Source organism: Gillisella taibaishanensis, from assembly GCF_001938985.1.
In the GTDB taxonomy this organism is placed as follows: Bacteria; Pseudomonadota; Alphaproteobacteria; order Rhizobiales; family Rhizobiaceae; genus Allorhizobium; species Allorhizobium taibaishanense.
Genome location: NZ_MKIN01000021.1, coordinates 735,734 through 749,247 on the forward strand (window position 1 = coordinate 735,734; position 13,514 = coordinate 749,247).

12 protein-coding genes are annotated in these 13,514 nt (G+C 60.0%); 5 read left to right on the forward strand and 7 right to left on the reverse strand.

The genetic code is table 11. The features are described from left to right. Positions 1 to 134 precede the first annotated feature (134 nt). Positions 135 to 1,238, reverse strand: a complete 1,104-nt coding sequence (locus tag BJF91_RS10460) for a sugar ABC transporter substrate-binding protein (RefSeq protein WP_083943254.1) — start codon at positions 1,236 to 1,238, stop codon at positions 135 to 137. A 298-nt stretch (positions 1,239 to 1,536) separates the two neighbouring features. Then, positions 1,537 to 2,754 (reverse strand): MFS transporter, encoded by a 1,218-nt coding sequence (locus BJF91_RS10465; RefSeq protein ID WP_075614399.1) that lies wholly within the window; start codon positions 2,752 to 2,754, stop codon positions 1,537 to 1,539. A gap of 159 nt (positions 2,755 to 2,913) precedes the next feature. On the opposite strand from BJF91_RS10465, the gene BJF91_RS10470 reads away from it, so the two are divergent. The 5 genes from BJF91_RS10470 to BJF91_RS10490 all read left to right on the forward strand — a co-directional run bounded on the left by BJF91_RS10470 (position 2,914) and on the right by BJF91_RS10490 (position 8,120). After that, entirely contained in the window at positions 2,914 to 3,708 is a 795-nt protein-coding gene (locus BJF91_RS10470; protein WP_162843850.1) for a GntR family transcriptional regulator, read from the forward strand. Positions 3,709 to 3,909: 201 nt separating this feature from the next. Next, positions 3,910 to 4,995 carry a pyrimidine utilization protein A gene (gene rutA, locus BJF91_RS10475; protein ID WP_075614401.1) on the forward strand — a complete coding sequence of 362 codons (1,086 nt, stop codon included), beginning with the start codon at positions 3,910 to 3,912 and terminating at the stop codon, positions 4,993 to 4,995. Between the two features lie 5 nt (positions 4,996 to 5,000). After that, entirely contained in the window at positions 5,001 to 6,509 is a 1,509-nt protein-coding gene (locus tag BJF91_RS10480) for an amidase (RefSeq protein WP_083943255.1), read from the forward strand. A gap of 87 nt (positions 6,510 to 6,596) precedes the next feature. Next, positions 6,597 to 7,457 carry an isocitrate lyase/PEP mutase family protein gene (locus tag BJF91_RS10485; protein WP_075614591.1) on the forward strand — a complete coding sequence of 287 codons (861 nt, stop codon included), beginning with the start codon at positions 6,597 to 6,599 and terminating at the stop codon, positions 7,455 to 7,457. A gap of 21 nt (positions 7,458 to 7,478) precedes the next feature. Then, positions 7,479 to 8,120 (forward strand): isochorismatase family protein, encoded by a 642-nt coding sequence (locus BJF91_RS10490; RefSeq protein WP_075614402.1) that lies wholly within the window; start codon positions 7,479 to 7,481, stop codon positions 8,118 to 8,120. An 83-nt stretch (positions 8,121 to 8,203) separates the two neighbouring features. On the opposite strand, the gene BJF91_RS10495 is transcribed toward BJF91_RS10490, so the two are convergent. The 5 genes from BJF91_RS10495 to BJF91_RS10515 all read right to left on the reverse strand — a co-directional run bounded on the left by BJF91_RS10495 (position 8,204) and on the right by BJF91_RS10515 (position 13,510). Continuing rightward, positions 8,204 to 8,929, reverse strand: coding sequence for a ribonuclease activity regulator RraA (locus BJF91_RS10495; RefSeq protein WP_075614403.1), 726 nt, complete (start codon positions 8,927 to 8,929; stop codon positions 8,204 to 8,206). 32 nt (positions 8,930 to 8,961) lie between these two features. Continuing rightward, entirely contained in the window at positions 8,962 to 10,698 is a 1,737-nt protein-coding gene (araD, locus tag BJF91_RS10500; protein WP_075614404.1) for an L-arabinonate dehydratase, read from the reverse strand. A 42-nt stretch (positions 10,699 to 10,740) separates the two neighbouring features. Then, positions 10,741 to 11,610 (reverse strand): ABC transporter permease, encoded by an 870-nt coding sequence (locus tag BJF91_RS10505; protein WP_075614405.1) that lies wholly within the window; start codon positions 11,608 to 11,610, stop codon positions 10,741 to 10,743. Between the two features lie 4 nt (positions 11,611 to 11,614). Continuing rightward, complete coding sequence (locus BJF91_RS10510; RefSeq protein WP_075614406.1) at positions 11,615 to 12,430, reverse strand: ABC transporter ATP-binding protein; 816 nt, start codon at positions 12,428 to 12,430, stop codon at positions 11,615 to 11,617. Positions 12,431 to 12,505: 75 nt separating this feature from the next. Next, entirely contained in the window at positions 12,506 to 13,510 is a 1,005-nt protein-coding gene (locus BJF91_RS10515) for an ABC transporter substrate-binding protein (RefSeq protein ID WP_075614592.1), read from the reverse strand. Between the last annotated feature and the right edge of the window lie 4 nt (positions 13,511 to 13,514).

Sequence of the window (13,514 nt, forward strand, 5' to 3'; positions counted from 1 at the left end):
CCAAGGCTCGAAGATACTAGCGCGTCCTCGCCTTGAAAGGATTTCGATATCTCAAATGCGCCAAGCGCTTGCGATATTCGAAAGTGGAATGCGAAGGATCGTTTCAACGACTCTTCGCATGTGATCCTGAAGGGCTATTTCAGCTTCCACAGCTTGCGGAAACCTTCGAGATGGGCATCGCCGTAGCCATCGTTGAAATTGGCCGGGATGCCTGCCGTCTTGATATTGTTCTCGTCGAAGATCAGCAGCGGCACGTTCAGCTTCGATGCCGACGGCAAGCCGCACATCATCCGCATGATATTGTCGACCGCCGCATAGCCGGCCCAGCCGAGGCTTTCGCCGATATCCATCTGCACATGACCTTCGCGAACCATATCCAGCACGAAGGGAGTGCCATTAAAGCTGGCAATCTTCACCGTGCCTTCCGAACCGGTGATGCGCAGCGCCGGAACCACGAATTGCGCCATGGAATCATAGATCGGCAGGACGAAATTGATGGAGGAATCGGCCAGTACTGCCGATTGCACGCCAGACTGGATCTTTGTCGCCCATTCAGAGACCGGGACATCCAGATGCTTCTGCTTGCATTCCGGGCAAAGCGTCTTCAACTCTGCCTGGATCGACTTGACGAAGGGCGTCGACGGCAGCACGTCCGAGGAGCCGACGATCAGCACATTTGGCTTGCCGCCGGTCTTCACATAGGCCCAGGCCGCCAGCAGCCGGCCCGCCTCGGTGAAATCGACCTTGGAGGCGTAATCGATACCCTTGAATGGCTCTTGCGTGACGTCATAGAGATGGGTCGTGCTGATTTTCAGACCCGCCGCCCGCGCTTCCGAAAGCTGCGGACCGAGCACTTCAGGATTAAGGCCGCCAGCCACATCAAGCACATCGTATTTCTGGCTGATGGCCTGCGAGACGCCCTGGATCCACTGGTCGACCTTCAACTGATTGTCCCAGGTGGTGTAGGTGAACCCTACTTCCTTGGCCGCGGCGGCCATGCCCTTCTGCAATTCGACATTGAAAGGGATGGTCATGGTAATCGGGATGGAGAGGACCTTTTTGCCCGCCATACAGGACTTGGCGTCGAAAGCCTCGCCGGGCGGCGAAAACACCGGCATCACCTGATGGGAGGCGACGATAGCCTTGGCATCCTCCATCGGTCCGGCCTGCCCTGATCCCGTGAAAGACAGAATGGCCGCACCTGTTAGCACTGACGTCAGCAGAAATTGGCGCATCATCGACAGTCCCCTTCATTATCACCCATGATGTTTCATCGGCATTTATTGGAGACAATGTACGGACATAAACGAAAGTCCGTCAACGGAATTTTGCCTAAATTTTTACGCCGCCTATTCTTTAATCAATTGCTGAATTCACTCTCCCGCAATTGCGCAAGACCTGATCATCCGAGACTTCCGCTTAGCTCATGGGAATTACGGGACCACGAGCTGAGCCCGAGCAATAACCGTCCAAACACTCTATTGCGACGCAAAGGCTGCGATCGGTATGTCCGTACATGGAAAGCGTGTAGAGCCGTTAAGACTGCAGGCGATGCGCTCGCCAGGCCGCCACCATTCCAGCAAATCCGAACACTGAGAACACGAGGAAGCTCGCGCCATAATGGCCGGTTAGCGCATAGAGCGCGGCAAAGCTGGAGGGACCGACGATGACCCCGATGAAGGTGTAAACCAGGGCGCCGCCGGTGATTGCACCAACCCGCGCCTCCGGCGCATGATGCGCAACCTCCGCCAGGAGAACGCCGTTCCAGCCAATGGTGACTGAGCCGATCAGCACGAAAAGGCCAGCCTGCAGGATCGTGGGCAGATCGTTCAGCCAATAGAGACCGGCAAAACCCGAACCTCCCAACAGACCGAGCAGCGAGAGCGTTAGCAGGCCACCGCCGAGACGGTCTGCGACGACGCCCCAGAACACACGTCCGAAGGCACCGGCGCATTGCATGCCGGCCGCGACCGCGCCAGCCGCTAAAAGCGACCAGCCGGCATCATGCACCAGCGCCACCACAGCAAAGGCCGAAGCCGAAAGCTGCATGGCGGAATAGGCGAAACCCAACCCACTCAGCGTGCGCAGCGGCCTGCTTTTCCAGATGATCGATTGCTCCTCGCGAAAGCCGCGCCCTAAAGAGGCGGGCTTTGCCGTATGCTTCGGCTCAGCCGGATGGATGAAGGCAAGCAGACCCATCGTGACGAGCGGCGCAAGCGCGCCCAGCAGCAAGGCTTCATGCCAACCGAAATGCGCCGTCAGATAGGGAAAGGCGAAGCTTGCACAGAGACCGCCCAGAGGAACTCCCGCCTGCTTGAGCGAGAAAACGATATTGCGCCGGTTCTGCGGGGTCACACGGCTCAGCATTTCCGAAGAGGCCGGATTGTTCAACCCATAGCCGAGACCGATTGAAAGCGAGGCCAGCAACATGACAGGCACCAGGCCCGTGGCAATCCCTGCAAAGCCGAGCGCTACGCAACTCAGCGCCACATGCTCGACCCTGACCGGACCATAGCGTTGCACCAGGCTTCCCGCCACCGCAGAAGACAGCATGCCTGACGTGTAGATTAGGCTGATCTGGTAGCCGATCCAGTGGGCACCGATCTGCATGTCGCCCGCTACTGTCGGCGCGATGGCCGTCAACGCCAGCACGCTTGCGGTGGCAACCACCTGAATGAGCGTTGCCACGGCAAGCGTTTGCGAAAGCGAGGACACCGGCGCAAGACGCCGCTCTCCGGCAAGAATGTCCGACATGCTGGAAACCTTGGATTGCCTGGATAAATTGAGTATTTGTCCGTACTAACTGATTTCAGCAGACCGCGCAATATCCCGGCTTCAAGCGTGGCCTTGCCGGAAACTGTTTGATTCTCTTGCGGAAAACCTGTTGATAGGGGCAATCGAATGGATCTGGGCATGACAGCGATCGACGGGCAGCCGCAAGCAGACGAGGCAGAGGCAAGCGAAATGCAATGGCGGCCAGAGCTCGCCACCGCGCCGCTCTATCTTCAGGTCGCCCATCATCTGGAAGCGCGCATCCGCAGCGGCGAGTTCCCCGTCGGCTCACTTTTGCCCACCGAAAACGAGCTTGCCGCAGCCCTCGGCGTCAGCCGCCAGACCGTGCGCCAGGCGATTGCGACCCTGCGGTCCGGCGGCCGACTGTCTGCCAGGAAAGGCGTGGGCACAAGGGTCGAGGCCGGGATGGACGTCGCCCGTCGACACTTCATCGCCCACTCGCGCTCCGAACTATTCGAGGTGGCGAGCAAGACGGAATTCGTGATCTCCCACAAGCAGGAAATTGCCGCCCAGGGCCGACTAGCCGTGGAGCTTGGCTGCCGGGCGGGCCGTCGCTTTCTGCACATGACCGGCGTGCGCTATACCGCAGGCAGGCAAAAGACCTTTTCCTGGAACGAAGTCTATGTCGACGCCCGCCTCGCTCCGGCAGTGAAGGACGTCGATGTGGCAAAATCTGCGATTTTTCACCTGATCGAGGAATATACCGGCGAGATGATCCATGAGATCCAGCAGGACATCAAGCCTGTTGCACTAACTGCCGAAATCGCCGACCGGATCGGCTGCAAGGAGGGCGATCTCGCCCTCCAGGTCACGCGGCGCTACTACGCAAGCGGCCGACGGTTGATAGAATACGCCTTCCAGATTCTGCCCGCCGACCGCTTCACCTACACGACGACGCTGCGCGCCGAAAACTGATCTTTTCCGTCAAAACGCTGCCGCTTTCGGCATTTGCGCAGGATTTGCGCCACGGGCCAGGCACGCTTTTCGGCGATTTGCCCAAAAATTATTCAAGCCTAATTTTAAGACAAATTTAGTCTGGACAGCCGGAAGGTTTTTTGCATAAGTTCGTACATACAAAATTCGATCAGGTTTAAAACCGGCAAAAGGGGAACCGCAATGGATATCGGAGTCTTCATTCCCATCGGTAACAATGGCTGGCTGATCTCGACGGCAGCGCCGCAGTACAAGCCAAGCTTCGAACTCAATAAGGAAGTCGTGCAAAAGGCCGAGAGCTACGGGCTCGACTTCGCGCTCTCGATGATCAAGCTGCGCGGCTTCGGCGGCCAGACGGAGTTTTGGGACTACAATCTGGAGTCCTTCACGCTGATGGCGAGCCTTGCCGCCGTCACCACGCGTATCAAGCTGTTTGCCTCGACTGCCGTACTCACCATGCCACCGGCCATCGTGGCGCGCATGGCTACAACCATCGATACTATCGCGCCGGGCAGGTTCGGCGTCAACATCGTCTCCGGCTGGCAGATGGCGGAATATGACCAGATGGGCATCTGGCCGGGCGACGATTATTTCGGCTACCGCTACGATTACTCGACCGAATACGTACAAGTCATGAAATCACTCTGGGAGAGCGGCTCCTGCACCTTGGAAGGCAAGTACTTCACCATGAAGGATTGCCACATGAAGCCGATGCCGGAGCACAAGATCGAGATCGTTGCGGCCGGCCAAAGCCCACGCGGCATGAAATTTGCCGCCGACTACGCCGATTACAACTTCGTCATGGGCACAGGCATCAACACGCCAACGGCCTATGCGCCGGGCAACGAGCGGCTGCTGGAGGCTTCAGCAAAGAGCGGTCGCGATGTGGGCTCCTATGTGCTGTTCATGGTGATCGCGGACGAAACGGACGAGAAAGCCGAGGCGAAATGGGAAAGCTACCGCTCCGGCGCCGATGTTGACGCGCTAGCATGGATGGCGGATCAGGGCAGCAAGGACGCGACCGCCGACGCCAGCTCCACTGGCCGCCATATCAATCTTCCCGAGGGTGCTGTCAATTTCAACATGGGCACGCTGGTCGGCTCCTATGCCAAGGTCGCCCGCATGCTGGATGAGGTTGCTGCGGTCCCAGGAACCAAAGGCATCATGCTGACCTTCGATGACTTCCTCATAGGTCTCGATCAGTTCGGCCAGCATATCCAGCCGCTCATGGCCTGCCGTAGCCAGCTCAACGCGATGGCGGCGGAATAGTCCCTGTGGATGCTTCGAAGGCAAGCCATGCGAGTGCCTGGATCGATCCGCTGGAACTGGTCGATCCGAGCACATCCAAGGACATGATGGAGGCTAGGCTCGCAAGAGCCAGCTTCCCCGTTCCAGCCTCACCCACTGCACAAGTCCTCAGCGTATCCATCCTTGATGCTGGCGTGTTAGACCTGCTCGCCGCCTATGCCGCCGGCAGCCTGACACCGTCAGATGCATTCGACGCATTGACGCATGCCATCGCCATCAGCCGGGCAGGCAAGGAGGCTGTGCTGCGGCTCACAAACGGCATTGCCGAAAGTCTCGCCGAAAGCGACAGACGGTGGCGCGAGGGCACTGCTCGTCCGCTGGAAGGCATGTTGTTCGGCATCAAGGATATCATCGACGTCGCTGGCACGATGACCAGCTGCGGCTCGCTTCTGACCGGCGACCGCATTGCCCCCGCCGATGCCGAGGTGGTGGCGCGACTGCGCTCGGCAGGCGCCATACCGCTTGCTATGCTGGCCACGACGGAATTTGCCTGCGGCGGTCCGCACAACCCGCGCTTTGGCGCGGTCACCAATCCCTGGGACCCAAGCCGCTGGACTGGCGGCTCCTCCACCGGATCAGGGGCAGCACTTGCTGCCCGGCTCATGCCGCTGGCGCTTGGGACCGATACGGGCGGCTCGATCCGCGTCCCCTCCTGCTGGTGCGGCACGACGGGGCTGAAGCCGACTCACGATCTCGTCTCTCGAGCCGGCGTTGCGCCGCTCTCCTGGACGCTTGATCACGTGGGGCCGATGGCGCGCAGTGCCCGCGATGTGGCGCATGTCTTGCCGTTCATGACGGCAAGATCAGGCGTGCACCCTGCTCAGACATCGCCAAGGGGTTTGCGTCTCGGCATTCCCGGCAACTGGTTCACGGAGCGGGTCGATACCCGCGTGCTTGAGAACTGGCGGACAGCCCTTGGCGTTCTGGAATCGCAAGGATACGAATTGATCGACCTGCCGCCCATCGACATCGCAAGCATGCACGCGGCCGGGTGGACGATCCTGCTGTCGGAACTGGCAAGCCTGCAGGCCCGCAACATCGATCAAGCCGAGCGGTTCGATCCCGGGCTGCTCATTCGCCTCAAGCAGGGCATGGCAATTTCGGCCAGAGATTACGGTGAGGCCCTGCAAAAGCGCGCTACCGCCCAACGGCAGTTTCTGGCGCTGTTCGAGACGGTCGATCTGATCGTCACTCCAGGGGTTGGCGGCGAGGCCGGATCGCTGGAGACGCTATCGGTCGATGTGGATGGAGAAGCCCTCCCCTTCCAGGAGGTGATTTCCCGCAACACCATGATCTTCGACTTCCTCGGCTTTCCCGCCCTGATGCTGCCTTCCGGCCTCGGAAGACAGGGATTGCCGACCGGCATCCAGATCGCCGGACCGCCGGGAGCTGATTATCGCTGCCTGGAACTCGGCATGCTCTATCAATCCTTGACCCACCATCATCGAAACCAGCCGTCGGGTCCTGCCCGGTGAGCTGACGCATGCCCGGTCCGGCTTGCAACAGGGATGGACCTCCCTATGCTGCCCGCACCCAAAAAGCCGACAAAACAGGAGGAAACCATGGCTGACCCCAAGCTGAGACAGGCGCTTGAACGAAAAGAATTCATTCTTGCCCCTGGCGTATTCGACCTCATCTCGGCGCTGATTGCCGATCAAAGCGGCTTCAAGGCACTTTACGTCACCGGTTACGGCACCGTCGCCTCCTATCTCGGCCTGCCGGATGCGGGCCTTGCCACCTACCGCGACATGCTCGAGCGCATCGCGCAAATCGTCAAAATGACCAAGACGCCCGTGATTGCCGATGCCGATACTGGCTATGGTGGTCTGCTCAACATCCGCCATACGGTGCGCGGCTATGAGACGGCGGGCGTAACCGCAATCCAGATCGAGGACCAGGAATTTCCGAAGAAATGCGGACACACGCCGAACCGCCGCGTCATTCCGCTCGAGGATATGGTGCGCAAGATCAAGGTCGCCTGCGACAGCCGTTCCAGCGCCGACTTCCTGATCATCGCCCGCACCGATGCCCGCACAAGCCTCGGCCTCGATGAGGCGCTGCGCCGCGCGCAAGCCTATGCCGAGGCAGGCGCGGATATACTCTTCGTGGAATCGCCGGAAAGCGAAGCGGAAATGCAGGCAATTTCGGCACGTATCGATGCACCGCTGTTTGCCAATATGGTCAATGGCGGCCGCACGCCACTCCTCTCGGCACAGCGTCTGCAGGAGATCGGCTATGCCGTGGCCATTCACCCAGCGGTCGGCTTCCTCAGCGCCGGAGCCGCCCTTTCGGCAGCCTATCGCGACCTCAAGGACAACGGCATTACCTCGCCGGAGATCGACCTCTATTCCTTTGCCGAATTCAACACGTTGCTGGGCTTTGAAGATGTCTGGGAGTTCGAGCGGCGCTACGCGGAAATTTAAAATCAGAGCGGGAGTAACACAATGGGGACGGCTTTGGATCAGGATCTTGGTGATAACTACCGTGCCGCCTACAGCAACAGGGTCGGCTTCGGCAAACGCCCTGCGCTGGTGCTGATCGACTTCGCCAAGGCTTATTTCGATCCCGATTGCATTCTCTATGCCGGCGTTGAGGCCGCGCTTGCCTCAGCACTGCGTCTGCGCGAGGCAGCCCATAAGGCTGACATCCCCGTTGTCTTGACGGAAGTGACCTATCAGCCGGGAGGTCGCAATGGCGGCCGCTTCTTTGAAAAGGCCAAACCGCTGGCCTGCTTCGTAAAAGGCGAGAAAACTGCCGAATTCGCCGATGGCCTGGTTCCGGTCCCCAAGGATATCGTCGTCTCCAAGCAATATCCCTCCGCGTTTTTCGGCACGTCGCTCGCCTCCACCCTCACCGCCATGGGCATCGATACCGTCGTGCTCACAGGTCTGACGACCAGTGGCTGCGTCAGGGCAACCTGCGTCGATTCCATGTCGCATGGTTTCACAACGGCTGTCGTGCGCGAGGCCTGCGGCGATCGCCATCCGGCGCCGCATGAGGCCAACCTGTTCGACATGAACGCCAAATACGCAGATGTCGTCTCAGAGGATGAGGCACTGGCCTATTTCACCAGCGCTCTAAAGTAGGGTTTGAGCAGGAACGCATTAAAGCAAGCAAGGCCGCTCCAATTGGAGCGGCCTTGTAATCATCCGGTATTCCAGGTTGCCTTTCAGCGACCGTTCTTCTGCCGCCATTGCTCGTATTTCTGCTGGTACTCGTCCTTGGTGCAGGGATAAAGTCCGATGATCGCCTCTCCGGCTTTGACCTGTTCCAGCACGAAATCCTCGTAGCTTTCCATGGCCGAGCATTCATCCGCCAGTTCCTCGGCAAGATGCGCCGGAATGACCATGACGCCGTCCTTGTCGCCAACCAGCAAGTCACCCGGAAACACCGCGACATCGCCGCATGAGATCGGCACGTTGATGTCGATCGCCTCGTGATGGGTCAGGTTGGTCGGCGCGGACGGCCGAGCGTAGTAGGCGGGCATGTCGAGGGCGCCGATGCCTTCGGCATCGCGAAAGCCACCGTCAGAGACGACGCCGGCCGCCCCGCGTAGCGCCAGCCGTGTGATCAGGATGGAGCCGGCCGTGGCGGCGCGGGCGTCCTTGCGGGCATCCATGACCAGCACATGGCCGGGTGGGCAGGTTTCCATGGCAACCCGCTGCGGATGGCTTGGGTCACGGAACACGGTGATCGGGTTGCGATCTTCACGCGCCACGATGTAGCGCAGGGTAAAGGCCTGACCAACCATGGTCTCGGATTTCGGAGCAACCGGCACCACGCCCTGGATGAACTGGTTGCGCAGCCCGCGCTTATACAGCGCCGTGGCAATCGAGGCCGTCGAGATTTTCTTATATTTGGCGCGGGTTGCGTCACTCAGAACATAGTCTGCCATGATCTATCCTTCTCTAAAAACTCTGATGGATCTCAATAGATATCCGGTTCGCCAGCGGCTTTGCCGAAGTCGGTCTCGAGGAAATCGAAGTCGCAGCCCTGGTCGGCCTGGGTGACATGACGGGAAAACATCCAGCCATAGCCGCGCTGGAACCTTGGCTCGGGCGCAACCCATTCCTGCTTGCGGCGGGCGAGTTCCGCTTCGTCGACCAGCATGTCGAGCCGGCGGTTCGGCAAATCGAGACGGACGATATCGCCGGTCTTCAGCAGCGCCAGCGGCCCACCGATATAGCTTTCAGGCGATACATGCAGCACGCAGGCGCCGTAGGACGTGCCGGACATCCGGGCATCGGAAATCCTGAGCATGTCGCGGTGGCCCTGTTTGATCAGTGCCTTCGGGATCGGCAGCATGCCCCATTCGGGAAAGCCCGGCCCGCCCAAGGGGCCGGCATTGCGCAGGACGAGGACATGATCCGGCGTGACATCGAGGTCTTCGTCGTCGATGGCCTTCTTCATGTCGGGATAGCTGTCGAACACCAGGGCCGGTCCCTGATGGGTGTGGTATTTCGGATCGCAGGCGGCCGGCTTGATCACGGCACCGTTAGGGCAGAGATTGCCGCGCAGCACGGCCAGCGAACCCTCGTGATAAACAGGGTTGGACAGCGGACGGATGACATCGTCGTTATAGACCTCCGCACCCTCGAGGTTCTCGCCCATGGTCTTGCCGGTCACGGTCATGACAGAGAGGTCCAGCCGCTGGTCGAGCTGCTTCATCAGCGCCCTGAGCCCGCCGGCATAGAAGAAGTCCTCCATCAGGTAGTCCTTGCCGGAGGGACGGACATTGGCAATCAGCGGCGTTACCCGGCCCAGCGCATCGAGATCATCAAGCGTGAGGTTGACGCCAGCGCGGCGCGCCATGGCGATCAGATGCACGACTGCATTGGTGGAACAGCCTGTGGCCATGGCAACGATGGCCGCGTTGCGGCAGGCGGCATCGGTCACGATCTGGTCCGGCCCCAGGTCTTCCCAGACCATCTCGACGATCCGTCGACCGCAGGCAGCCGCCATACGCTGGTGGTTTGCGTCGACCGCAGGGATTGAGGAAGCACCCGGCAGCGTCAGGCCCATGGCGTCGGCAATCGCCGTCATGGTCGAGGCGGTGCCCATGGTCATGCAGGTGCCGGCGGAACGGGCGATGCCGCCTTGCACGCCCAGCCATTCCTCGTCGGATATGTTGCCAGCGCGCCGTTCGTCCCAGTATTTCCAGGCATCGGAGCCGGAGCCCAGAATCTTGCCGGCATAATTGCCGCGCAGCATCGGCCCGGCGGGCAGGTAGATGACAGGAACGCCTGCGGAAATCGCCCCCATCACCAGGCCCGGCGTGGTCTTGTCACAGCCGCCCATCAGCACGACGCCGTCGAGCGGATGCGAGCGGATCATTTCTTCCGTCTCCATCGCCAGCATGTTGCGATAGAGCATCGAGGTCGGCTTGGTGAAGCTTTCATCGACGGACAGCGACGGCATCTGCACCGGGAAGCCGCCGGCCTGGCTGACGCCGCGCTTCACATCCTGCACCCGCTCCTTGAAATGCGCGTGGCAGGTGTTGAGCTCGGACCAGGTATCGAGGATGCCGATAACCGGCTTGTCACGGAAATCCTCCTCGCCATAACCGAGCTGCATCATCCGGGAACGGTGGCCGAAGCTGCGCAGGTCGTCAGGGGCAAACCAGCGCGCACTGCGCAACGTTTCGGGGGTCTTTTTTGTTGTCATGGATCTGACCTTATGCTGGGGCGGCAAGAGATAGTGAAAGAGCTATTCCTTCATGCCCCATTTCTGGATGGTGTGGCGCTCAAGGGTCTGAAACACCAGGTTTTCGACAATGAGGCCGATGATGATGACGGTCAGCAGCCCGGCAAACACCGCGGGTATATCGAGCAGGTTGCGGTTTTCGAAGATGAACCAGCCAAGCCCGCCCTGGCCGGAGGAGACGCCGAACACCAGTTCGGCGGCAATCAGCGTGCGCCATGCAAAGGCCCAGCCGATCTTCAAGCCGGTTAGGATCGACGGAAAGGCAGCAGGTACGAGAATGCGCAGCACGTAGGAAATGCCGGTCAGACCATAATTGGCGCCGACCATGCGCAGGGTGCGGGATACGCCGAGAAAGCCGGAATGGGTGTTGAGCGCGACGGCCCAGAGCACGGAATGAACCAGCACGAAGACTAGGCTCGACGCACCGAGGCCAAACCAGATCAACGCCAGCGGCAGAAGCGAAATCGCCGGCAACGGGTTGAACATCGCCGTCATCGTCTCAAGGAAATCGGTGCCGATGCGGGTGTTGATCGCGAGCACCGTCAGCAGCGCGGCAAGCACGGTACCGATGATATAGCCCATGAACAGCACTTGCAGCGTCGTCCAGATCCGGGCGGGCAGCGTGCCATCGGCAAACCGGTCCACCAGCGTCGTCAGCGTATCGCTCAAAGTCGGAAACAGCAGAGGATTGTCGAGATAGCTGGCATAGACCTGCCAGATGGTGGCGAGAACAAGGATCAGCAGCGCCTTGCGCAGCGCGCCGATACCCCAGAGGGTTTCGAAGACACTGAGCTTCTGCTCGACTGGCTTGACATTGTCATAGGGCCTCGATGTCTCGACATCGCCGGCAAGGATGATGTTGGGCGACAGCATGGTTCTATTCCTTGTGACCGGGCTCGTTGGAAAACAGCAGATTGTGAATATCGCGCTCCAGGGCCGCAGCGCTGCCATCCGCGTGATTGACCTTGTCGACGTCAATGACCTCGGCTTTCACCCGTCCGGGATGCGGCGACAACAACAGGATACGGTTGGAGATCTTGATCGCCTCTGCAATCGAGTGGGTCACGAAAATCACCGTGAACTTGGTGTCTTCCCAGAGCTGCAGCAATTCGTCCTGCATCTGGCGCCGGGTCAGCGCATCGAGTGCGGCAAAGGGCTCGTCCATCAAAAGGATATCCGGCTGCATCGCCATGCCGCGGGCAATCGCCACGCGCTGTTTCATGCCACCCGACAGCGTGTGCGGGTAGCTGTCGATGGCGCGGGTAAGCTTGACCTTGTCGATATAATAGCGGGCCAGCTTTTCAGCCTCGGGCCTGGCCAACTTGCGGGCGACGAGCAGTGGGAACATCACGTTTTCAAGGACGGTTTTCCAGGGCATCAACTGGTCGAATTCCTGAAACACCATCATCCGATCCGGCCCCGGCGCCTTGACCTGACGGCCATTGATGTGGATCGAGCCGGAGACAGGCGTCAGGTAACCGCCGACAGCCTTCAGCAAGGTCGACTTGCCGCAGCCGGACGGCCCGAGCAACACGAAACGGTCGGATTCACGCACGTCGAAACTGACGTCCTCCGTGGCGGTAATCAGTAGATTGGGCGTCTTGTAGCGCAGTGTCACGCGGTCGACGGATAAGAGAGGGGCCTTTTGCGGCGCCGGGGCGGGGCGTTCAGCCGCCATGCTTGCCTGCATCATGTTCGTCACTCCGTAGGAAGGGTTGTGGCGCTCATTCCATCTCGAAATGACGCCACTGCGGGATACCGACAGGCATCAATTGCCGTTGAGATAAGCGCTGTCGGACAAGTAATAGTCCGTCCAGGCCTTCGGCATCGACTTGAGCGTCCCAACCTTGTGGAGATGCTCGGCGAATTTCATCGTGCCCTGCGGGTCCGTGCGCCACTCGTCCATGCCCGGCTCCTTCATCATGGTCATGAGGTCATCCAGGCTGGTCTTGTCGCCGGAGACCGTCTTGTAAGCCTCAACTGCTGCCTTCGGGTCTTTCTTGATGAAGGCCACGGCCTCTTCAGTCGCCTTGCGCAGGGCAATGATCAGTTTCGGATTGGCATCGGCAAACGTCGTCGTAGTGAAGAAAGTCGCCTGCGTCAGGGCACCGCCAATAATGTCGCGAGAATCCACGACCTTATGAACGCCTGGCTGTTTCAACTCGATATATTGGAAGGGCGGCGCAGAAAAATGGTTCTTCACCTCGTGCTGCGAATTGGCGATCGCCGCAACGGCATCGGGATGGCCGAGCTGCACGGTGTTCTTGTCGAACTTCTTCACTTGGTCTTCGCCATAGAGCTTGGCGGCAGCCATCTGCAAAAGAATGGCCTGGGTGGACACGCCAACCGTCGGCACGGCGATCTTGTCGCCATCCTTGATATCCTTCAGCGACTGGATGCGCGGATCGTTAGACACCATGATGACCGGCTGCGCCGAACTCGTGATGATGCCCTTTACCTTGCCGCGGGTGCGGTCCCACAGCAGCAGGAGATTGCCGGTGCCGGTGTTGACGACATCGACATTGCCGGCCAGCAGCGCATCGGTCTGGGCACCGCCGCCGCTGAACGTGCGCCATTCGACGGTGACGCCCTTCAGCCCCTCGGCTTCCGCCTGCTTCTCGATCAGCTTCTGCGTCTCCATCACATGGCTGGCGAGATAGAGAATTCCTGGCTGGCGGGTAATGGACAGGCTGGTCTTCTCCTCTGCCCGTCCTGGACAGGTCAGTCCGAGAGCAAGAGCGATGGCGGTCACGCCGACAGTCAACAAGCGCATGATT